This window comes from Micromonospora humida, assembly GCF_016901255.1.
In the GTDB taxonomy this organism is placed as follows: Bacteria; Actinomycetota; Actinomycetes; order Mycobacteriales; family Micromonosporaceae; genus Micromonospora; species Micromonospora wenchangensis.
Genome location: NZ_JAFEUC010000006.1, coordinates 207,388 through 227,563, shown reverse-complemented (window position 1 = coordinate 227,563; position 20,176 = coordinate 207,388). Strand labels below are relative to the sequence as shown.

At 74.2% G+C, this 20,176-nt stretch carries 20 protein-coding genes; 8 read left to right on the top strand and 12 right to left on the bottom strand.

Features of this window, described 5'->3' with window-relative positions; all coding sequences use genetic code 11:
• Positions 1-93: 93 nt before the first annotated feature.
• Positions 94-639 carry a DoxX family protein gene (locus tag JQX11_RS14470; RefSeq protein WP_088643621.1) on the bottom strand — a complete coding sequence of 182 codons (546 nt, stop codon included), beginning with the start codon at positions 637-639 and terminating at the stop codon, positions 94-96.
• 200 nt (positions 640-839) lie between these two features.
• Here JQX11_RS14470 and JQX11_RS14465 point away from each other — a divergent pair, with 200 nt between their 5' ends.
• Positions 840-1,385 carry a GNAT family N-acetyltransferase gene (locus JQX11_RS14465; RefSeq protein WP_204925483.1) on the top strand — a complete coding sequence of 182 codons (546 nt, stop codon included), beginning with the start codon at positions 840-842 and terminating at the stop codon, positions 1,383-1,385.
• 68 nt (positions 1,386-1,453) lie between these two features.
• Here the strand turns inward: JQX11_RS14465 and JQX11_RS14460 are convergent, their stop codons facing one another.
• The 3 genes from JQX11_RS14460 to JQX11_RS14450 form a co-directional block, all read right to left on the bottom strand.
• The gene (locus tag JQX11_RS14460) at positions 1,454-2,701 is read right to left on the bottom strand and encodes an ATP-binding protein (RefSeq protein WP_204925482.1); all 1,248 of its coding nucleotides are present in this window, start codon (positions 2,699-2,701) and stop codon (positions 1,454-1,456) included.
• Positions 2,702-2,849: 148 nt separating this feature from the next.
• A complete protein-coding gene (locus tag JQX11_RS33425; protein ID WP_204925642.1) occupies positions 2,850-3,296 on the bottom strand; it encodes an LppU/SCO3897 family protein in 447 nt (148 codons plus the stop codon).
• A gap of 1,717 nt (positions 3,297-5,013) precedes the next feature.
• Positions 5,014-5,583, bottom strand: coding sequence for an LppU/SCO3897 family protein (locus JQX11_RS14450; protein ID WP_307826186.1), 570 nt, complete (start codon positions 5,581-5,583; stop codon positions 5,014-5,016).
• A 175-nt stretch (positions 5,584-5,758) separates the two neighbouring features.
• Here JQX11_RS14450 and JQX11_RS14445 point away from each other — a divergent pair, with 175 nt between their 5' ends.
• Positions 5,759-6,733: an EamA family transporter gene (locus JQX11_RS14445; protein WP_204925480.1), complete on the top strand. Its 975-nt coding sequence runs from the start codon at positions 5,759-5,761 to the stop codon at positions 6,731-6,733.
• Positions 6,734-6,884: 151 nt separating this feature from the next.
• Positions 6,885-7,565, top strand: a complete 681-nt coding sequence (locus JQX11_RS14440) for a prepilin peptidase (protein ID WP_204925479.1) — start codon at positions 6,885-6,887, stop codon at positions 7,563-7,565.
• A 103-nt stretch (positions 7,566-7,668) separates the two neighbouring features.
• On the opposite strand, the gene JQX11_RS14435 is transcribed toward JQX11_RS14440, so the two are convergent.
• The 5 genes from JQX11_RS14435 to JQX11_RS14415 form a co-directional block, all read right to left on the bottom strand.
• A complete protein-coding gene (locus JQX11_RS14435; protein WP_204925478.1) occupies positions 7,669-10,863 on the bottom strand; it encodes a UvrD-helicase domain-containing protein in 3,195 nt (1,064 codons plus the stop codon).
• Between the two features lie 126 nt (positions 10,864-10,989).
• Positions 10,990-12,237, bottom strand: coding sequence for a metallophosphoesterase (locus tag JQX11_RS14430; protein WP_204925477.1), 1,248 nt, complete (start codon positions 12,235-12,237; stop codon positions 10,990-10,992).
• Between the two features lie 12 nt (positions 12,238-12,249).
• Complete coding sequence (locus JQX11_RS14425) at positions 12,250-12,495, bottom strand: MoaD/ThiS family protein (protein WP_088643614.1); 246 nt, start codon at positions 12,493-12,495, stop codon at positions 12,250-12,252.
• A gap of 1 nt (position 12,496) precedes the next feature.
• Complete coding sequence (moaA, locus tag JQX11_RS14420; RefSeq protein WP_204925476.1) at positions 12,497-13,510, bottom strand: GTP 3',8-cyclase MoaA; 1,014 nt, start codon at positions 13,508-13,510, stop codon at positions 12,497-12,499.
• Complete coding sequence (locus JQX11_RS14415; RefSeq protein WP_204925475.1) at positions 13,507-14,421, bottom strand: fructosamine kinase family protein; 915 nt, start codon at positions 14,419-14,421, stop codon at positions 13,507-13,509. Before JQX11_RS14415 ends, moaA begins: the two co-directional genes overlap by 4 nt.
• A gap of 153 nt (positions 14,422-14,574) precedes the next feature.
• On the opposite strand from JQX11_RS14415, the gene JQX11_RS14410 reads away from it, so the two are divergent.
• Entirely contained in the window at positions 14,575-15,621 is a 1,047-nt protein-coding gene (locus tag JQX11_RS14410; RefSeq protein ID WP_204925474.1) for a DUF4192 domain-containing protein, read from the top strand.
• 324 nt (positions 15,622-15,945) lie between these two features.
• Here JQX11_RS14410 and JQX11_RS14405 read toward each other — a convergent pair whose 3' ends face one another.
• Positions 15,946-16,137: a DUF397 domain-containing protein gene (locus tag JQX11_RS14405; protein WP_204925473.1), complete on the bottom strand. Its 192-nt coding sequence runs from the start codon at positions 16,135-16,137 to the stop codon at positions 15,946-15,948.
• Positions 16,134-16,928 (bottom strand): helix-turn-helix domain-containing protein, encoded by a 795-nt coding sequence (locus tag JQX11_RS14400; RefSeq protein WP_204925472.1) that lies wholly within the window; start codon positions 16,926-16,928, stop codon positions 16,134-16,136. Before JQX11_RS14400 ends, JQX11_RS14405 begins: the two co-directional genes overlap by 4 nt.
• Before the next feature lie 475 nt (positions 16,929-17,403).
• On the opposite strand from JQX11_RS14400, the gene JQX11_RS32455 reads away from it, so the two are divergent.
• Together JQX11_RS32455 and JQX11_RS14390 are read left to right on the top strand one after the other, a co-directional pair.
• The gene (locus JQX11_RS32455; protein ID WP_307826185.1) at positions 17,404-17,703 is read left to right on the top strand and encodes a hypothetical protein; all 300 of its coding nucleotides are present in this window, start codon (positions 17,404-17,406) and stop codon (positions 17,701-17,703) included.
• Positions 17,700-17,954 (top strand): flavin reductase, encoded by a 255-nt coding sequence (locus JQX11_RS14390; protein ID WP_204925471.1) that lies wholly within the window; start codon positions 17,700-17,702, stop codon positions 17,952-17,954. Before JQX11_RS32455 ends, JQX11_RS14390 begins: the two co-directional genes overlap by 4 nt.
• A 126-nt stretch (positions 17,955-18,080) precedes the next feature.
• On the opposite strand, the gene fdhD is transcribed toward JQX11_RS14390, so the two are convergent.
• Entirely contained in the window at positions 18,081-18,935 is an 855-nt protein-coding gene (fdhD, locus tag JQX11_RS14385; protein WP_204925470.1) for a formate dehydrogenase accessory sulfurtransferase FdhD, read from the bottom strand.
• Between the two features lie 37 nt (positions 18,936-18,972).
• On the opposite strand from fdhD, the gene mobA reads away from it, so the two are divergent.
• Positions 18,973-19,845 (top strand): molybdenum cofactor guanylyltransferase, encoded by an 873-nt coding sequence (gene mobA / locus JQX11_RS14380; protein WP_307826184.1) that lies wholly within the window; start codon positions 18,973-18,975, stop codon positions 19,843-19,845.
• Positions 19,842-20,099, top strand: coding sequence for a DUF6457 domain-containing protein (locus JQX11_RS14375; protein WP_088643673.1), 258 nt, complete (start codon positions 19,842-19,844; stop codon positions 20,097-20,099). The genes mobA and JQX11_RS14375 overlap by 4 nt, the downstream gene beginning before the upstream one ends.
• Positions 20,100-20,176 lie beyond the last annotated feature (77 nt).

Sequence of the window (20,176 nt, the reverse complement as noted above, 5' to 3'; positions counted from 1 at the left end):
CACCAGTTTTTGACATTTCCACCGCGTTAACGGGTGTCGGGCGGTTCAGGTAATTCGTGGCCTTGCGGGGGGTGATGGCCGAATCGATGCAGGTCAGCCGGGAAGCCGACGGGCGGCGGCGGCCGACCGTACGGCGATCCGGGCCTCCCGCCGGGCGGTGCGCACCGCGCGCCCCACCGACCGTCGGGAGTGGCCGATGCGGTGGCCGGCCCGCCAGCGCAGACCCGGCCTGCCCTCGGTGTCGGCGGCGGCGAGCAGCAGACCACCGAAGAGCCCGAGGTTCTTCAGGAAGTGCACCTGGTTGTTGTTCCGGGTCGCCTGATCGTCGTTGCTCCAGAACGGGTGACCGGCGGCGGTGGTGGGCACCAGCGTACCGGCCAGGACCAGCGCGGCCGGCCGGGTGAACTTCCCGGTGGCCAGCATCAGACCGGCGGTGAACTGCACGGCGGCGTTGGCCCGGATCAACGTCTCGGTGTCGGTGGGGAGCTGCGGCGCGACCTGCTGGATCAGCGGCGTGACCCGGTCGGTGACCGGCTTGGCCGCCGGGACGAGCCGGTGGGGGTGCTGAAAGTTGCGGGCGCCACTGACCACGAAGATGCCGCTCAACATGACACGGGCGAGGGAGCGCACGGGTTTCATGGCTCAGTCATACCCCGTTTGACGCCCCGCTATCCGGGCAATGGCCGATCCGCGGCGGTCCGCGTGTCGACGGTCCGCATCGGTGCGTCGACCCCCGCCCCGGGCCGGCGGCCGTGCATACCGGCAGGCAGAGGCGGTACGCCACGCCGAATGGAGCGACCGTCGCTGATGGACGGGCTCCGACCGGTAACGTCGCGCGGGTGACGACCCTTCGGCTGCGTCCCGAGGGCCCGGCCGACGCCGGCCCGGTCCGCCGGGTGCTGGCCGCCGCCTTCGCCCGCCCCGACCGCACCACCCCCGGTGAGGTGGCGCTCGTCGACGACCTGCGTGGCAGCGCGGCGTGGCTGCCGGAACTGGCGATGGTCGCCGAGTACGGCGGCGAGGTGGTCGGGTATGCGCTGCTCACCCGGGTACAGGTCGAGGCCGACCGGGTCCGCGTCCCGGCGCTGGTGCTCGGGCCGGTGGCGGTCGCCCCGCACCGGCAACGGGTCGGGCACGGCACGGCGGTGGTGCAGGCCGCCTTGGAAGCCGCCACCGAGCTGGGCGAACGGCTGGTGGTGGTGCTCGGCGACCCGGCGTACTACAGGCGGTTCGGCTTCACCCGGGCCGACCGGATGGGGCTGGTCAGCCCCTGGTCGGGGCTGGGGGAGCCGTGGCAGGCGCTCGTGCTGCCGCCGGAGGTCAGCGACGCGCCGCCGCCACCACACGGCGAGGTGGTCTTCCCGCCCCCCTGGTCCCGCGTCTGAGCCGCCGCGCCCCGGCCTTTCGGCGGCCGGGCGCGCGGACAGCGGGGCTGGCCTGGCCGCCCGGCCGTTCAGGCCGGCTGGGTGCGCAGGTAGCGGCCGAAGTGCGGGACGGTGAAGGCGACCGTGCCGCGTTCCCCGGAGTAGATCAGCCCCTTCTTGATCAGCGCGTCCCGGGCCGGGGAGAGGCTCGCCGGCTTGCGGCCCAACGCACGGGCGATCTCGGCCGTCGGCACCGCCGCGTCCATGTCGTCCCGACCACCGCCGTCGGCCTCCCCGGCCACCTGGGACAGGGTCGCCATCGCCCGCATGTACTCGCGTTCGGCAGGGGTGGCCCGCTCGAACCGGGAACCGAAGAAACCCACCGCCAGCTCCGCCTCCGCCTCCGGGGCGGCGACCCGCACGTCCGCGTCGGTGATCGGGGAGCGGGGCGCGTGGTCCCAGGTCGCCTTCCCGTACGCCTGCACGAAGTACGGGTAGCCGCCGGACGACTCGTAGAGCAGGTCGAGGGCCTTCTGCTCGTACTCCACCTGCTCCCGCTCGGCCGGCGCGCACAGTGCCTGGTCGGCGGCGATCCGGTCCAGCCGGTCGATCCGCAGGTAGCGGAACAGCCGCTCCGAGTACGACTTGGCGGCGCTGAGCACCGCCGGCAGGTGCGGCAGGCCCGCGCCCACCACGATCAGCGGCGCGCCGAGCTGCGACAGCTCGTGGCAGGCGGCGCAGAGCGCCGAGACGTCCTCCGCGCCGAGGTCCTGCATCTCGTCGATGAAGACGGCGATGCCGGTGCCCACGTCGCCGGCGACCGCCGCCGCGTCGGTGAGCAGCTCCACCAGGTCGATCTCGATGTCACCGGAGTCGGCCCGGCCGCTGCTGGCCGGCACGTCGATGCCGGGCTGCCACCTGTCGCGCAACCGGGGGGCCGCACCGGCCCGCCCGGTGGTGGTGGGCACGCTGCGCTGTGCGAACGCCTTGAGTACGCCGAGGAAGGCGTCGATCCGGTCCGGTGCGCGGTGCCGGGGGGCCAGTTCGCGAACCGCCATGTGCAGGGCGGCGGCGATCGGCCGGCGCAGCGACTGGTCCGGCCGGGCCTCGATCTTGCCGGTGCCCCAGAGCTGGTTGATCGCCTGCGAGCGCAGGGTGTTGAGCAGCACCGTCTTGCCGACGCCCCGCAGGCCGGTGAGCATCAGGCTGCGTTCGGGACGACCCCGGGCGATCCGTTCCAGCACCACGTCGAAGACGTCCAGCTCCCGCCCCCGCCCGGCGAGTTCGGGCGGGCGCTGACCGGCGCCCGGGGCGTACGGGTTGCGGACCGGATCCACGCATCGCACAGTATCGGGCGCTCTAGCCTGCGGACTAGAGATGCGTAGACGGGGCTACCGGCGTGTCGCCGACCCGCCCCGGCCACGGCTCTCGACACGAATATGGGGCTGTCTAGCATCCACGCTAGACAGCCCCATATTCTCCTGTTCAGCTCCGTTTGCGCAGGCAGAGCACGTAGTCGAAGAGGTCGACCGAGTTGTCGTGCACGTAGTTGGCGTTCGACTCCGGCGCCAACGACCGGCACCGCTCCCCGTTCGTGGACGCGGGAATGCGCAGCAGCACCTCGTAGGTGTTCGGGCCGCACGGCACCTTGCGCAGCTCGGCGTCGCTGGCCGTACCGTCGTTGACCACGCAGTCGCCCCGGACGATCTGTGCCGCCCTGGTCGGCGTCGGGGTCGGCTCGGCCGTCGTCGGTTCCCCGGTCGGCTCCGGCGCGTCCGTCGGGGTGGCCTGCGTCGGCCCGTCCTCGGTGGGAGTGGCGGAGCTGCCCGTCGGGGTCGCCGGCTCGTCGCCGTCCTTTGCGGCCAGGAAGAACCAGCCGCCCACCCCGAGGCACGCGCAGAGCAGCAGGACCACCACCAGCCCGAGGATCAGTGCGATCCGGCCGCCCCGCCCCTTCGCCGGTGGCGGGGGCGGATAGCCCGGCCCGGGCTGCCCCGGGAAGCCCGGGGGCTGCTGTCCCGGGAAGCCGGGCGCAGCCTGACCGGGATAGCCGGACGTGGGGGCCGCAGCCCCGGGGAATCCGGAGGACGGCGGTGGTGCGGCCTGGCCGGGGTAGCCGGACGTGGGGGCGGCGGCTCCGGGGAATCCGGAGGACGGCGGTGGTACCGACTGGCCGGGGTAGCCGGTCGGTGGGGGCGACGCCGGTGCGGCGAACGCGCCCGCTGCCGGCGCTGCTGTCGGCCCGGCGGGCGGGAACGGCCCCGGCGGCGGGTAACCGGCCTCAGTGGACGCCGCCGGCTGACCGGTCGGCGGCAGATAGGTGTCCGGCGGCGGGTAGCCCGCCCCCGAGGTGGGCGGCGGCGGGTAGCCCGCCCCTGACGTGGGCGGTGGCGGGTACCCCGCTCCCGACGTGGGTGGGGGCTGCGGGGCCTCCGACGCCGGCATCTGCGTGGTCGGGGAGTACCCGCCGGTCGACGTGGGCATCTGCGTGGTCGGGGAGTAGCCGCCGGCCGGTGGTGGCGGGGCCGGCTGGGCCGCTCCCGACACCGGCAGTCGGGTGGTCGGCGGTTCCGGTGACGTGGCGATCGCGGTGGTTTCCGCATCACCGGTCCCGGGGGCCGTCGGCGGCTCGCTGCGCAGCGCCGTGGTCGGTGCGTCGTCCGCACCGGACCAGATCGGCGCGGTCGGCGGCTCCGGCGGGGTCGCCGCCATCGGCGCGGTTGCCGGCTCCGGCGTAGCGGCGGAGAGGGGTGCGGTCGGCGGTTCCGGCGGGGTCGCCGGCATCGCCGTGGCCGGCGGTTCCGCTGCGGTGGCGTAGATCGGTGCGGTCGGCGGTTCCGGCGGGGACGCGGCCAGCGGGGAGGTCGGGGGTTCCTCCACCGCTGGGACGGGTGCCGTGGCCGGCTCGTCCGTTTCCCGTGACACGGGCACGGTCGGTGGCTCCGGGTCCTGTGCCCGGATCGGCTCGGTCGCCGCCTCGACCGGGGCGGTGTCTGGTTCGCCCGCCGAGCCGGCGACCGGTCCGGTCGACACAACGGTCGGCTCGTCGTCCTGGGCGGTCGGGACGTGCCCGGCCGGCCCTGCGGACAGAGGTGCGGTCGGCTGCTCGCTGGAGTCGCCCGTGATGAGCGCGGTCGGCTGGTCGTCGGGGTCGGCCGCGACGGGTGCGGTCGGCGGTTCGTCGGCCGGGTGCGGGGGAGGCGACGAGATCGGTGCGGTCGGCGTCTCGTCGGCGGTCGACGGGACCGGGGTGGTCGGCGCGGTGGGGGCCTCGTCCTGGTCGCGGGCGAGGGGAGCCGTCGGCGCATCGTCCGGCTCCGCCGGGATCGACGCCGTCGGCGCGTCCGCGTCAGACGGGACTCCCCCGGTCGCGGACTCGGACCGGGCGAGGGGTGCGGTCGGCGGCTCCGGCTCGGACCGGTCGATCGGTTGCGTTGCTGGTTCCGGGGAGAGCGGGGCGGTCGGCGGCTCGGGGTCGGACCGGTCGATGGGTTCCGTCGCTGGTTCCGGGGAGATCGGCGCGGTGGGCGGCTCGGAGTCGAAGGGCTCGGTGGGTGGCTCGGACTCGGAAGCCGTGGGCCGGTGTTCCTTGTCGGGACGGCCGGAGTCGGGTGGGCCGAAGGTTGACAATCTCTCTCCAGGGGTGGGCTCAGCGCTGCTTCAGGCAGAGGACGAAGTCGAGGGTGTCCAGCTCGCTGTCGAAGAAGTACCAGTTGGTGTAGCCCTCCACCACGCCGCACTTCGCCTCGGCGTCCCTTTCACCACTGGTCGCTCCGTCGAAACGGCGGAGCACCTCATAGGTCTTCGGAGCGCACGCGGTGATCAGCAGTTTGGGCTTGCCACCGGCCGGGCCCTCGTTGCGGACGCACTGGCCCGCCTTGACGAACCGGGGGTCGGCCGACGAGGCGGGGGCGGCAGTGGTGGCTGCCGGAGCGGAGTTCGCCCCGTCCGGCTCGACAGGTGTCGTCGGCAGGACGGCCCCGGTCGTCGACGGTGATCCGTCGTCGTCACCCAGCAGGTACCACAGGATGCCACCGCCGACGACCAGCACCGCGAGCACGACCAGCACCGCGACCAGCGGCCCACGACCGCGCCCCGGCGTCGGAGCATCCGGGTACGCCGCCGGTCCGCTGACCGCGTACGGATCCGTCGAACCGTACGCCTCCGGCTGCCGGTACGAGGGATCGTACGACGGGTGCCCGGACGGCTGGGACGGCACGGCCGGGGGCTGCTCCGGTGCGGGACGGCTCCAGCGGTCGTCCGGGCGTCGCCCACCCCACGGTTCCGGGGACCCCCCCGGTGGTCCGTAGTTCGCCATGCCCGTCCTCCCGCGTGCCGAGATGCCGGTTATCCGGAAGACGCCACCGACGTGGTCACCGTAGCGTGGTCCTGCGATGACCTCATCTCCCTCGGCCGCGACACCCGCCCGGCCAGCCCTGATCTGGACGGCACTGATTCTCGTCTACGTGCTGTGGGGTTCCACGTACCTCGGTATCCGGGTCGTGGTGGAGTCGATGCCGCCGCTCGGGTCGGCCGCCGCCCGGTTCGGCGGTGCCGCGCTGGTGCTGGCGGTCGTGCTGCGGCTGCGACGCGGCAGGGGCGCGCTGCGGGTCGACCGCCGGCAGTTCGGTTCCGCCGCGCTGGTCGGGGTGCTGCTCCTGGCCGGAGGCAACGGCCTGGTGGTGCTCGCCGAGTCCGGTCCGTCCGGGGTGGCGGTGCCGTCAGGGATCGCCGCGCTGCTGGTGGCGACCGTTCCGCTGCTGGTGGTCCTGCTCCGTACGGTCACCGGGGACCGCCCGCCGGGGTGGACGTTCGCCGGGGTGACGCTGGGCTTCCTCGGGCTGGTGCTGCTGGTGCTTCCCCGAGGCGGGTCCGGTGCGGTGCCGCTGGTCGGGGCGTTGACAGTGGTCGCGGGGGCGGTCTGCTGGTCGCTGGGATCGTTCCTGTCCAACCGGCTGCGGATGCCCGCCGATCCGTTCGTCGCCACCGTCTACGAGATGGTCGCCGGGGCGGTGGCCCTGTCCGTGCTGTCGCTGGCCCGGGGCGAGCTGCGCGGGTTCTCCCCGGGGCAGGTGACCGCCCGGTCCTGGCTGGCGCTGACGTATCTGCTGGTGGCCGGGTCGCTGGTGGCCTTCACCGCGTACGTCTGGTTGCTGGCGAACGCCCCCATCTCGCTGGCCGCCACCTACGCGTACGTCAATCCGGTGGTGGCGGTGGCGCTCGGCGCGCTGCTGGTCGCCGAGCCGGTGACCGGTCAGGTGCTGCTCGGCGGCGCGGTGATCGTGGCAGGTGTGGCGCTGGTGGTGACCACCGAGCGGCCCCGCCGACCGGTGGTCGACGGGGCGGTCCCGGAGCCGTCCCGCCGGTAACGTCGACGGCCGTGCCCCTCGGCCCGCCAACCCCGAGCCCGCTGCCCGGTCTGTCGACCCCGAGCGTGCGGACCGGAAGGTCGGCCCTGAGCGTGCTGCCCGGTCTTTCGCCGGCCGTTCGTAGCCCGGCGACCGGCCGCCGGGAGCCACGATGACCGGGGCGTCGATCGGCCTGGTAACTGCGGCGGCGGCGCTCGGTGCGCTGGCCGGCCTCGCCGCACCCCGCGTCGCCAGCGCCTTCCCACCGTCCGCGCCCCTGCGACCGTCGCGGGCCGGGCAGGCCGCTCCCCCACCGGCCGGGGAACCCGGGCACGGCGCGCCTCCGGTCGTGGTGGGGGTGGTGGTCTGCGGCGGGTTGGCCGCCGCGCGGGGCCCGGAGCCGGCACTGCCGGCGTTCCTGCTGGTGGCGGCGGTGGGTGTGGTGCTGGCGGTGGTGGATCTGACCAGCCTCCGCCTGCCCGACCCGCTGGTCGGTGCGGCAGCGCTCGGCGGCGGCACCGCACTGACCGTGGCCGCCGTCGCCGCCGGCACTCCCGGCCGTCTGGCGCCCGCGCTGGCCGGTGCCGCGCTCTCCTTCCTCCTGTACGTGGTGCTGGCGCTGCTGCCCCGCTCCCGGCTCGGCTTCGGTGACGTGAAGCTGACGGCGGTGCTCGGCCTGCCGTTGGGCTGGCTGGGCTGGCCCACCCTCTGGCTCGGTCTGCTGCTGCCGCACCTGCTCAACGGGGTGCTGGTGCTGGCGCTGCTGGCCGCCCGCCGGGTACGCCGGGACACCGCCCTGCCGTTCGGCCCGGCCCTGCTCACCGGTGCCTGGCTCGCAGTCCTCCTCGCCTGACTGTCGGGCTGGCTGGGGCGGGCGGGCAGCAACGTCACGCATGAAGCGGTATCAGCGCGGGCGGATACCGCTACGTCGACCCCGCAGGTCGGTCGACGGGCCGTCAGATCAGGCGGAGCTGACGGTCCTTGGGGCGGCGTGGCTCGGCCTCGCCGAACCGTTCGAACAGACCAGGGTCGACCACGTCCAGGAACGGCGACGGTCGGCAGTCGCGTTCCGTACCGTGTCGGACTCGGCGGGCCGCGTGGCTGACGTAGAGGCGGTCCTGCGCGCGGGTCAGCCCGACGAAGAAGAGCCGCCGCTCCTCGGCGATCGCGTCGTCGTCGGGTGTCGAGCCGGGCCAGCGCAGCGGCAACAGACCGTCCTCGACGCCGACCAGGAAGACCACCGGGAACTCCAGCCCCTTCGCAGCGTGCAGGGTGAGCAGGGTGACCGCCTCGGCGCGCGGGTCCAACGCGTCCACCTCGGCCCCGGTGGCGAGCTGGGAGAGGAAGAGTTCCAGGTCGTCGCCGCAGCGTCGGGCCAGCGGGGCGAGCAGGTCGACGGCGGTCCGCACGTCCTCCGGGCGTACGGTGCCGGCGGCGTCCAGGGTGGGGGCGGCGAACCGTTCGGCGAGCACCTGACCGGCGGCCCGGACCCGGGCGGGCAGCCCGCCGGTGGAGCCGTCGGCGTGCCGCAGCTCCCGGGCGATCGCGAGGACTCCGGGCCGGTCCCGGAGCCGGTCGTGCGACCGCTTCTGCACCGGGATGTTGGCCCTGGCCAGCGCGTCCACGATCGGGGCGGCCTGCGCGTCGGTGCGGTAGAGCACCGCGATGTCGGAGAAGGACAGGCTGGTGGTCCGGCCGTCGATGCGTCCGGAGTCCAACGACCGGTGGGAGAGGCCGCCGACCAGGTCGTCGACGGTGCGTACCACGAAGTCGGCCTCGTCGGCGACTGACGCCGCCGGGTAGCGGCCGACCAGCGGGGCCTCCGGGTCGAGCCGGGCCGGGTCGAGCCGGCGGCCCCGGACCAGCGACGACGGCGCGATGGCCTGGACGGCGGCGGCGAGGATCGGCGCGGACGAGCGGTAGTTGCGGTTGAGCCGGACCAGCCGGGCGTCGGTGAAGTCCTCGGAGAAGCGCAGGAAGTAGCCGACGTCGGCGCCCCGGAACGAGTAGATCGCCTGGTCCGGGTCGCCGATCGCGCAGAGGTTGCCGTCGGCGGGGCTGAGTAGCCGCAGCAGGTCGTACTGCACGGCGTCGACGTCCTGGTACTCGTCGACGAAGATCCACCGCCAGCGTTCCCGGTAGTCCCGGACCAGCTTCTTGTCGCCCTTGAGCAGCGCGACCGGCAGGGTCAGCAGCTCGTCCAGGTCGACCAGATCCTGCTTGCGCAGCAGCGCGGTGTAGCGGGCCGGGTCGTCGCCGGCCTCCGTCCGGGCGGCGGCGCGTTCGGCGTCGTCGGCGATCCGGAACCCCTCCGGCAGGCCGGCCGCGGCGGCGTTCTCCCGCAGGATGGCCAGCCCGAGCGAGTGGAAGGTGCCGACGGTGACGTCCTCGGCGACCGGGCCGAGCAGCCCGTCGAGCCGGTGCCGCAGCTCCTCGGCGGCCCGCCGGGTGAAGGTGATCGCCAGGCACTGCTCGGGGAAGACGTTCAGCTCGGCGCAGAGGTAGGCGATCCGGTGGGTCAGCGTGCGGGTCTTGCCGGTGCCCGGCCCGGCCACGATCAGCAGCGGGCCGCCGGGCGCGGAGGCGGCCACCCGCTGCATCGCGTCCAGCCGGTCGAGCAGGCCGGTGCCGACCTCCTCCATCCCGGCGAGCATCGGTTCGAACGGCTCGTGCGGCGAGGGGGTCGAGGCGATCGGTGGCGGCGGCGGGGTCGGCGCGGGCTTCGGCTTCGGCTCGGCCTTCGCCGCCGCCGGCCGCTTGGCCTTCGGTTTCGCCGCCGGCTCCGTCGGCCTGCGCTGCGCCGGCACCGGTACGTCGAACAGCGTCTCCTGCCCCGCTCCGGCGGCCCCGCCCAGCTCGGCGGGGTCGAAGAGGGTGATCACGCCGTACTCGCCGTCGAAGCCGGGGACCCGGCGCACGTCGCCCCGGCGCAACCGGCCGATGCCCTCGGCGAGCAGTTCCCCGCCCACCCGGCCGATCTCGGCGACCGGGGTACGGGTGAGGATCTCCAGCTCCGGGCCGAGCGCGGCGACCAGCTCGTTGAGCTTCCCCTCGACCTTCTTGGACCGGGGCCCCACCTTGTTGATCTCACCGAGGATCTCGGCCAGCGGCACCAGGTGGGTCACCTCGCGGGCGTGCTCCGGGCGGTGCCCGTCCGGCCGGTCGGCCAGCTCCTCGACCCGGCTGAGCACCCCCACGGTCAGCGGCTTGCCGCACTCCGGGCAGCGCCCGCCGGCCGCCCGGGTCCGCTCCGGCGACCAGTTGACGCCGCAGAGCCGGTGCCCGTCGGCGTGGTACTTGCCCTCCTCGGGGAAGAACTCGATCGTCCCGGCCAACCCGTCACCGGTCCGCAGCGCGTCCCGGATGGCGAAGTAGTCACGGGCCGACGAGAAGACGGTGGCCTCCCGGGCCAGGGCCGGCGGGGAGTGCGCGTCGGAGTTGGAGACCAGCCGGTAGCGGTCCAGGCTGCCGACCCGCCAGTTCATCGCCGGGTCGGAGGAGAGCCCGGTCTCCACCGCGAAGACGTGCTCGGCCAGGTCGGCGTAGCAGTCGGCGATCGCGTCGAAGCCGGACTTCGAGCCGAGCGCGGAGAACCACGGCGTCCAGATGTGCGCCGGCACGAGGTAGCCGTCCGGACTGGCGTCGAGGGTGATCTCCAGCAGGTCCCGGGAGTCCAGACCGAGGATCGGCCGGCCGTCCGAGCCGAGGTTGCCGATCCGGCCCAGCGCGGTGTTGAACCGGGCCACCGCGTCCAGGTCGGGCAGGTAGATCAGGTGGTGCACCTTGCGGGTCCGGTCGTCCCGCTTGTAGATGGTGGAGATCTCCACGCTCAGCATGAACCGGACCGGGTCCGCCTCCGCCGCGTCGGCCAGCCGGGGCGGCAGTCGCCGGGCGATGTCCGCCTCGGCCTCCGGGCCGAGCCGGTACAGGCCGGGCTCGGCCGGTTGCAGGGTCTCCCGCAGGTGGTCGTACCAGGCGGGATGGGTGAAGTCCCCGGTGCCGAGCACCCCGATGCCCTTGCGTCGGGCCCACCAACCGAGGTTGGGCAGGGTGAGATCGCGGCTGCACGCGCGGGAGTACTTCGAGTGGATGTGCAGGTCCGCGACGAACGGCGGGACGCCACCAGGGGGAGCGGCGCTGAACGGAGGCACGCCGCATCCTGTCACGACCGGTCCACTACCCGCCCGCCGCCACGCGTACGCGTGAGGAGAGCAATCCGGTGCTGGACTCCACCCGTCGGACGCGGTATGAGCGGGACCGTCCGCCATCCAGGCAGGTCACGGGGCGCGTAGCTCGACCAGGGTCACCTGCGGCGGTGCGCCGACACGGACCGGAGGGCCCCAGAAACCGGCCCCGTTGGTGACGTAGACCTTGGTGCCGTCGACCTCACCGAGGCCGGAGACCACCGGCTGCTGAAGCTTGACGGCCAGGTTGAACGGCGCGAGCTGCCCACCGTGGGTGTGCCCGGACAGTTGCAGGTCGACGCCGAACTTCGCCGCCTCGTGCACGGCGATCGGCTGGTGGGCGAGCAGCACCACGGGGCGGCTGACGTCCCGGCCGCCGAGCGCGGCGGTGAAGTCGGCAGGGCCGGCGACGCCGGTGCCGTCGGCGGTGACGTCGTTGATCCCGGCCAGGTCGAGCACCCCGCCCCGGGCCCGGATCTCCTGCCGCTCGTTCTGGAGCACCCGCAGGCCGAGCCGGTCGACCTCGGCCACCCACTCCTCGACCCCGGAGTAGTACTCGTGGTTGCCGGTGACGAAGAAGCTGCCGTAGCGGGAACGCAGGTCACGCAGCGGTTCGGCGGCCTCGCCCAACTCGGCGACCGAGCCGTCGACGAGGTCACCGACGACCGCGACCAGATCGGCGTCCAGTCGGTTGATCATGGCGACGATCCGCTCGGTGTGCGCCCGACCGCGCAACGGGCCGAGGTGGATGTCGGACACGGTGGCGATGCGCAGGCCGTCCATGCTGCGGGGGAGCTTCGCCAGCGGGATGCGTACCCGGTCGAGCTGTGGCGGACCCACCGCGGTGCGGACCCCGTACCCGGTGATGCCGGCGGCGGTGAGACCGGCGAAGATGGCGGCCCCCCGGGCGAGCAGCAACCGCCGGGACTCGTCGTGGTCGGGGCGGTCCACCGCCTCGGCGGCCGGCGGGTCCGCGCTGCCGGCCATGCCGACCAGCGCCGGTTTCGGGGCAGCGGTGGTCGCCTCGGCGGCGGCGCTGCGACGACGCAGCACCAGCCGGGCCACCGCCATCGGCGCCTCCAGCACCAACAGCACGATCAGCAGGTAGAACATCACCGCGAGCCAGAGGTAACCGGGCCAGGCCAGCCAGAACGCCCCGGCGATCTGGGTGCCCGCCATCGTCGCTGGGACGAGCACCGCCAGCACCAGCGCGACGACCGTGCCGACCCGCCGCCACCGGCCCGGCCCGGTGGTGTCCTTGACCAGCCGCTTCCACAGGTAGAAGTGGATCAGGCCGGTGATCAGGCCGATCGTGCCCACGAACCCCAGAATCGCCAACACGGCAGCCCTTCCTCAGCCGCCCGCGAAGGGGGGCAGCACGTCGATCGTGGCCCCGGCCGGCAACGGTGTCTGACGATCATGGCAGGCCACGCCGTCGACCAGGAAACTCGCCACCTGGAGCACCGCGGCCAGCCGGGGGCCGTGCCGGTGCGCGAGTTCACCGAGCAGTTCGTCGAGCGGCCGGCCGGCGGATGCGGTCTCCTCGCTGCGGCCGGCGGCGGCCCGCGCCCCGGCGAAGTACCGGACGGTGAGGTCCACCTCAGCCTCCGATCGCCGACATGGGCCGGACGGGTTGCAGGAACGTCGGGTCGTCGATGCCGTGCCCGGCCCGTTTGACCACCGTGGCGGCCTGCCAGCGGCGGGCGATGTCGGCGTCGTCCGCGCCGGCCCGCAGCGCGCCACGCAGGTCGGACTCCTCGGTGGCGAACAGGCAGTTGCGGAGCTGACCGTCGGCGGTGAGCCGGGTCCGGTCGCAGTCGCCGCAGAACGGTCTGGTCACCGTGCCGATCACGCCGACCCGGGCCGGGCCGCCGCCGACCAGCCAGGTTTCGGCTGGTGCGGCGCCCCGGTGCGCCGGGTCGGGGGTGAGGGCGAACTCGGCGGCCAGCGACGTCAGGATCTCGTCGGCGGTGACCATCGTGGCCCGGTCCCAGCCGTGCTGGGCGTCCAACGGCATCTGCTCGATGAACCGCAGCTCGTAGCCGTGGTCGAGGGCGAACCGCAGCAACGCCGGTGCCTCGTCGTCGTTGACCCCGCGCATCAGCACCGCGTTGACCTTCACCGGGGCGAGCCCGGCGGCGGCGGCGCCGGCCAACCCGGCGAGCACGTCGCCGAGCCGGTCCCGCCGGGTCAATGCGGCGAACCGGGCCGCATCGAGGGTGTCCAGCGACACGTTCACCCGGTCCAGCCCGGCCTCGCGCAGCGCCGGGGCGAGTCGGTCCAGGCCGAGCCCGTTGGTGGTCACCGAGATCCTGGGGCGGGGGGTGAGCGCGGCCACGGCGGCGACGATGCCGACCAGCCCCGGCCGGATCAGCGGCTCGCCCCCGGTGAACCGAACCTCGGTCACCCCCAGCCGCTGCACCGCGACCCGGACCAGCCGCACGATCTCCGCGTCGGTGAGCAGTTGCGGCCCGGCCAGCCAGGGCAGCCCTTCGGCGGGCATGCAGTAGGTGCAGCGCAGGTTGCACTTGTCGGTCAGCGACACGCGTAGGTCCCGGGCGATCCGGCCGTACCGGTCGACGAGGACGCCGGCGGTCGTCGGGGCGGCGGTCATCCGTCGACCGTAGCGCGGCCGACACCCCGCAGCGCCGCTCGGGCGGCACCGACGACCGCATCGCGGTACGCCCCGCCGAACAGGGCGGTGTGCACGAGCAGCAGGTGCAGCTGGTGCAGTGGCACCCGTTCCCGCCACCCGTCGGCCAGCGGCCACGCCTCCCGGTAGCCGGCCATGATCCGGTCGTGGTGCGGCGGGCCGCCGAAGAGCGCGAGCTGGGCCAGGTCGGTCTCCCGGTGCCCGCCGTGCGCCGCCGGGTCGACCAGCCACACCCGCCCGTCCGCGCCCCAGAGCAGGTTGCCCGGCCACAGGTCGCCGTGCAGCCGGGCCGGGGGCTCGTCGCCGCCGAACTCGCCGATCCGCGTCACCACCTGCTCGACCAGCGCGGCGTCCGGGCCGTCGAGGGCACCGCCGTCGACCGACATCCGCAGGTACGGCAGGAGCCGTCGCCTGGCGAACCAGTCCGGCCAGGGCCCGTCGTCGGGGGTGTTGTCCTGCGTGAGGGTGCCGATGAACCCGGGCCACGCCGCCCCGAACCGGTCGGCGCCGGCCCGGTGCGTGCCGGCCAGCTCCCGGCCGAACCGCTCGGCCGCCCCGGGCGTCGGCTCGCCGGGGTCGACCCAGTCGAGCGCCAACAGCTCCGGCAGCGCCACCACCACCTCCGGTACGGCCACCGCGCCGGCCTCCCGCAGCCAGCGCAGCCCGGCGGCCTCGGTGTCGAAGAAGCCCGCCGGTACGGGTCGACCGGCCCGCTCCGGCCAGGTCTTGGTGAAGACCGAGTGGCCGTCGTCCAGGGTCAACCGGGAGGCCATGCAGCTGTCCCCGCCCGCCACCGGGGTCTCCCGGATGCGCTGGTGGGTCAGGAAGGTGGGCAGGTGCTCCGGGTGCGCCCGCAGGTACGCCAGGTCCATGAGCGCAAGGTAGCCGCTCGGACCGACCCCGGTGGGCCGCACAACCTCCGGAATCGCGATGACCTGGGCAAATACTCTCCGTATCTGTGGATAACCCGTGTGTCGTCCACAGGGGCTGTCGGCGCTGTGGCCGCCCGCCGCAGGCTGCCGGACATGAACGCGACCGACCGCCCCCGGCTCACCGTCCGCTCACCCGCCGACCTGATCACCGCCGTGCCGTACCTGATCGGCTTCCACCCCGTCGACAGCATCGTGGTGGTGGCGATGCGGGGCCGGCGGATCGTCTTCGCCGCCCGCGCCGACCTGCCCGGACCGGGCACCGACCCGGCCCTGCCGGCGCGACATCTCGGCGACGTGATCGGCCGGCAGGACGCCGAATCCACCACCGTCATCGGTTTCGGCCCGCCCGAACGGGTCACCCCGGCGGTGGACGCCGTCCGGTCGGCGCTGGTCGACCTCGGCCTGCCCGTGCTCGACGCGCTGCGGGTGACCGGTCGCCGCTACTGGTCCTACCTCTGCGAAGCGCCGGACTGCTGCCCACCCGACGGCACCCCGTACGACCCGGACGCCAGCCAGGTCGCCGCCGCCGCGGTCTACGCCGGTCAGGTGGCGCTCCCCGACCGGGCGGCACTCGCCGCGCAGGTCGCCCCTGCCGGGGGCGTCGACCCGGTCGCCCTGCGCCGGGCCGGTGACCGGGCTGAACGCCGCCTGCTGGGCCTGCTGGAGGCGGCCCCGGCCACTGACGAGTCCGGCGAGCGGGCCATCAGCAGGGCCGGCACCACGGCGGTACGCCAGGCGCAACGCCGGCACCGGCGCGGCGACCGGCTCGCCGACGACGAGGTGGCCTGGCTGACCCTGCTCCTGACCCACCTGCCGGTACGCGACCACGCGTGGGAACGCACCGACGGTCGGGAGGAGGACATCGCCTTCTGGGGTGAGGTGCTGCGCCGTGCCGAGGAGGAGTTGGTCCCCGCCCCCGCCTGCCTGCTCGCCTTCGCCGCGTGGCGGGCCGGCCAGGGCGCGCTCGCCGCCGTGGCCCTGGAACGGGCGCTGACCGTCCGCCCCGACTACACCCTCGCCCGGCTCCTCGACGATCTGCTGCGGCGCGGTGTTCCGCCGTCCGACCTGGACGGGTGGCCGGCCGTGACCGAGCCGGAGGTGCTGCGCCGCCGCCGTCGCCGGCCCCGCCGCCCCCGCTGACCGGGCGGCTGCGCCGCCCCCGCTGATCCGCCGTTCCGGCCGGCCTCGCTGGCCCGACCGGCAGCAGGGTCAATGTCAGTGGGGATGGTCGGGGCTATGTGGTCCCTGAGAGGGATATGCCTCGCAGTCATATTCATGCCTGACAGGAATACGGCTGTCAGCGGCATGGGGTTGGGGCGGACGCGGTCGACGCCTGGCCGGAGTGACAGCCGCCCGTGCTCTCCACCGACCGGGTCGGGTGGTTCAGACCTGGGATGCCGGGTCGTTCCCTGACGCGAAATGCCTGCCCCGGACCTCGGGGCAGGCATTTCGCCGGCAGGTCGGTCAGGCGCGATCGGGCAACCCGGCGACGAATGTGCGCCACGAGGCCGGGGCGAAGGTCAGGGCCGGCCCGTCCGGGTCCTTGGAGTCCCGCACGGCGACCGCACCGGGAAGGTTGTCGGCAACCTCGACACAGTTCCCACCGCTGGTGCCACTTCGGGTGGACTTCCGCCACCGCGCATCAGTCAGGTTCATTGGCCTGCAACTCCCATGATCAGGTCTAACGACTGCCGTCGTGGTAACGCCTCGTTGCGGATGCTCTCCCACCGCTCGAAGAGCGTAGCCAGGTCTGCCTGCTGGCTCACGACATCGCCGCCCAACTGGCTTTCGAGGTGTCCAACCCAACCGCCATCACCCAGATGCGCGAGCGACAGTGGGCCGGAAAGCCCTGCATAGAGAACAACGTCGGCGGGCACGATGTGGATGCTGATATTCGGTCGTTCCGCACAAGCTACAAGCTGGCCGAGTTGCTCGGCCATCAGTTTCTCGAAGCCCTCACCGGCGCGCTGGACTGCGCCTTCGTCGATCACTGCGACGAGTTGGGGTGGGTCAACCCGGTCCAGGACATGTTGTCGTTCCAGGCGTGCCGCCACCCGGCGATCCACTTCGCTATCGGTCAAACGTGGATCGAGTCTCAGCACCGCGCGGGCGTAGGCCTCGGTTTGTAGTAGGCCGGGAATCAGGTTCGGCTCGAAGTACCTGAGTTGGGTCGCGTTGCGTTCGGCGTCGAGCCACGGCAGGAACCACGACGGTGTGCCGAGCTTGCTCACCAGCCGCTCGAAGAGCCCACCGGTGCTGAGCGCCCGGTCAGCTCCCTTGATGAAGTCCAGGGTCAGCGCCCGGGTGCTCCCCTCGACGGCACTGACGTGCGACGCGCTGAAGCCGGCACCCCGCCCGAACGCCTCCTGCGTCATACCGGCGGCACCCCGGGCACGGCGGATCTCGGCAACGACGAAATCGGCGAGCGGATCTGGTACGTCAGCCATGCACGGCGCCCCAATCTGAAGATCGACTATTCATGCCGCCACCTCGTCGGCGGTTCCTCATCCGGCTCAGCCCGAACGTTCGTCGCACCTTCCGAGCCTAATGACCTCCACACCAGAGTGTCACCGAGGCGGCGCTGTCGGTAGTGGTCGAGAGCTGGCGGCGGCGTCTGCCGGAGGGGCCGGCCGTGGAAGGGCGGCCGGCCCCTCCTCCACACCGACGCGGACGTATCGACGCGGATACGCCGACGCGGACGCACCGACACAGAGGAGACGCCGTGCCCAGGGAGAAGCCGAAGCCCGACCGGGGCCCGAAGCCCGCACCCCGCCCCGAACCCGTACCCGATCCCGGGCCACCCGCGCGCCCGATCGTCCCCGGACCGATCGGGCCGCTCGTGCCGCCGTACCGGGGGCCGGGGCGGATGACCGGCGTCGTGCCGGCACACCGCTGGGCGTACGGCCGGAACCAGGGGCCCCGGTGACTCCGCCGGAGGTCAGGTCGGGAGACGTGCTGCACCTGTCGCGTACCGCCAGTGTGCAGTTCATCCGGCCGATCACGGTCCGGGTCATCCGGGTGCTGGCCGACTGGCACACGTACCACGGTTGGGTCTGGATCGACGCGTACGAGCTGAATGCCGCAGGCGACGCGGTCCGGCGGCGGACCCTGTTCCTGATGCCGGCGGGCGCGCGCCGGCTCGCGCAGCGGGACCGGCCGGCAGGCGCGGCGCTCCCGCAGGGTGGCCGGGGGCGGCGGCTCAGGCCGGTGGGGACGCGGTGACCGGGGCGCTGCCCGGCCGGCACACGCCGCTGCGGCCGATCTGGCTGTGCCGGGTCGACGCGAACCCGTGGCCGTGCGGGGAGGCGAAACTCGCCCTCCTCGCGCGGTACGGCGACGACCTGCCCGGACTGCTCGCCCTGCTCACCGGGTTGTCGGCGGAGGCGACCGAACACCTGACGCAGCTCGACAACGGTCGCCGGATCGACGTGACCGACCGCTTCCTCACCTGGGTCCGCCCGCCGGACCGCTGATCCCTCCCGTCCGCCGGAACCGGCAGCGGTCGCCGTTCGACTGTGGAGAGTTGTTGCGGCCCCAGCGACAAGAAGTCTCCACGATCACGCCCCACGCCTGACGACTCCGCGCCGACCGCAGGCGGGTCAGGGGGTGACGCGGTGGGTGCCGGTGTAGACGTTCATGGTCCGGCCACGGAGGAAACCGACCAGGGTCAGCCCCGCCTCGTCGGCCAGGTCGGCGGCGAGGGTGCTCGGCGCGGAGACCGCCGCCAACAGCGGCAGCCCGGCCATCCACGCCTTCTGGGTCAGCTCGAAGCTCGCCCGGCCGGACACCATCAGCAGGTGCCCGGACAGCGGCAGCCGCCGTTGCCGGACCGCCCAGCCGACCACCTTGTCCACCGCGTTGTGCCGGCCGACGTCCTCGCGCAGCACCACCAGTTCGCCGTCGTGGGTGAACAGGCCCGCCGCGTGCAGGCCGCCGGTGCGGTCGAACGCGCGCTGCGCCGCGCGCAGCCGGTCGGGCAGCTCCGCCAGCAGCGTCGCCGGCACGGTGAGCGGGTCGTCGGCGACGGTGAACCGGGACCGGGTACGCACCGCGTCGATGCTGGCCTTTCCGCACACCCCGCAGGAGCTGGTGGTGTAGAAGTTGCGCGCCGGGTCCGTCGCCGGTGCCGGCACGCCGGGGGAGAGCACCACGTCGACCACGTTGTACGTGTTGGGTGTCTCCGCCCCGGAGCAGAGCTGGGCGGTGTGCACGTCGGCGTCGCTGCGGATCAGCCCCTCGGTCAGCAGGAAACCGATGGCCAGGTCGAGGTCGTCACCGGGGGTACGCATGGTCACCGCCAGCGGGCGTCGCCGACCCGGCCCGCCGGGGCCGACCCGGATCTCCAGCGGTTCCTCCACGGCGAGCGTGTCCGGCCGGCGCAGCGCCACCCGGGCGTCGTCCGCCGCGTCGAGGTCGATCCGGAGCACGCTCCGCCGGTCAGTGGCCCGTCCCATCCCGCCATCCTGCCCCGCCCGCCCGGCCCCCCGCACGGTGACCACCCTGGCTGCGGTCCCCACCGCGCCCACCCGGCACTCCCCGGCCGCCGGCACCGCCCGGCAGTCCCCGGCCGCCGACACCACCCGGCAGTCCCCGGCCGCCGACACCACCCGGCAGTCCCCGGCCGCCGGCAGCGGGCGTCGGCCCGGCAGCCGGGGACGGGACGGAACCGGGAGGCCGCGCGACCGGAGCACGAGGGTCGGGCCCGGCGGCTACCGTGGCCGGGTGACGGCGTACGCGGCGGTGGTGCTGGCCGGTGGGGCGGCCCGCCGGATGGGTGGGCGGGACAAGCCGGCGGTGCCGGTGCACGGCCGACCGATGCGGGACCTGGTGCTCGCCGCCGTCGCCGACGCCGTACCCCGGGTGCTGGTCGGGCCGGGTGGTGCGCTGCCGGCCGACGTCCTGGTGACCCGGGAGGAACCGGCCGGTGGGGGGCCGGTGGCCGCCACGTCCGCCGGGCTGGCCCTGCTCGGTCCCGGTCCGGCGGTCGTCGCCCTGCTCGCCGCCGACCTGCCGCTGCTCACCCGCCCGGCCGTCGGCGCGCTGCTCGACACGCTCGCCGCCGAAGCCGGTCCGGCGGCGGCGGACGGTGTCTGCCTGGTCGACGACCGGGGGCGACGCCAGCCGCTGTGCGGGGTGTGGCGGGTGCCGACGCTACGCGCCGCGCTGGACCGGGTCGCCGCCCGCCGTTGCGAGCCCGCCCCCGGGCGGCCCCGGGGAGCCGCCGCGCTCGCCGGGGCGTCCATGCGGGAGCTGCTGGGGGAGCTGACGGTACGCGAGTTGGCCTGGTCCGCTGCCGGCCCGCCACCGTGGTTCGACTGCGACACTGACTCCGACGTACGCCGGGCGGAGGAGTGGACGCGATGACCGTGCTGGACGACTGGGTGACGGCAGCCTGCGCCGAGCTGGGTCTCGACCCGGCCGAGGTGCCGGTGCCGACGGTGCTGGACCTGGCCAGGGATGTCGCGCACCAGGTGCTACGGCCGGGTGCGCCGGTCACCGCGTACCTGCTGGGGGTGGCGGTCGGACGCGGCGCGGACCCGGCAGCGGCGGCGGCCCGGCTCACCGGGCTGGCCGCCCAGTGGCCGGTGGAGCTGGGCGGCGAGCGCCCCGCCTCCTGACCGACCGGGCGGACCCCGGCGCACGATCCGGTCCGCCGTGCCTTGGCGAAGGGCGGCGGGCGGCGGTGTCCGATGCC

What these genes read in the sequence shown, in the direction of transcription:
- JQX11_RS14470 (WP_088643621.1), bottom strand. Translation starts at nt 639, where the DNA reads ATGAAACCCGTGCGCTCCCTCGCCCGTGTCATGTTGAGCGGCATCTTC.
- JQX11_RS14415 (WP_204925475.1), bottom strand. Translation starts at nt 14,421, where the DNA reads ATGGACCTGGCGTACCTGCGGGCGCACCCGGAGCACCTGCCCACCTTC.
- fdhD (WP_204925470.1), bottom strand. Translation starts at nt 18,935, where the DNA reads ATGGGACGGGCCACTGACCGGCGGAGCGTGCTCCGGATCGACCTCGAC.
- JQX11_RS14400 (WP_204925472.1), bottom strand. Translation starts at nt 16,928, where the DNA reads ATGGCTGACGTACCAGATCCGCTCGCCGATTTCGTCGTTGCCGAGATC.
- JQX11_RS14405 (WP_204925473.1), bottom strand. Translation starts at nt 16,137, where the DNA reads ATGAACCTGACTGATGCGCGGTGGCGGAAGTCCACCCGAAGTGGCACC.
- JQX11_RS14375 (WP_088643673.1), top strand. Translation starts at nt 19,842, where the DNA reads ATGACCGTGCTGGACGACTGGGTGACGGCAGCCTGCGCCGAGCTGGGT.
- moaA (WP_204925476.1), bottom strand. Translation starts at nt 13,510, where the DNA reads ATGACCGCCGCCCCGACGACCGCCGGCGTCCTCGTCGACCGGTACGGC.
- JQX11_RS14440 (WP_204925479.1), top strand. Translation starts at nt 6,885, where the DNA reads ATGACCGGGGCGTCGATCGGCCTGGTAACTGCGGCGGCGGCGCTCGGT.
- JQX11_RS14445 (WP_204925480.1), top strand. Translation starts at nt 5,759, where the DNA reads ATGACCTCATCTCCCTCGGCCGCGACACCCGCCCGGCCAGCCCTGATC.
- JQX11_RS14410 (WP_204925474.1), top strand. Translation starts at nt 14,575, where the DNA reads ATGAACGCGACCGACCGCCCCCGGCTCACCGTCCGCTCACCCGCCGAC.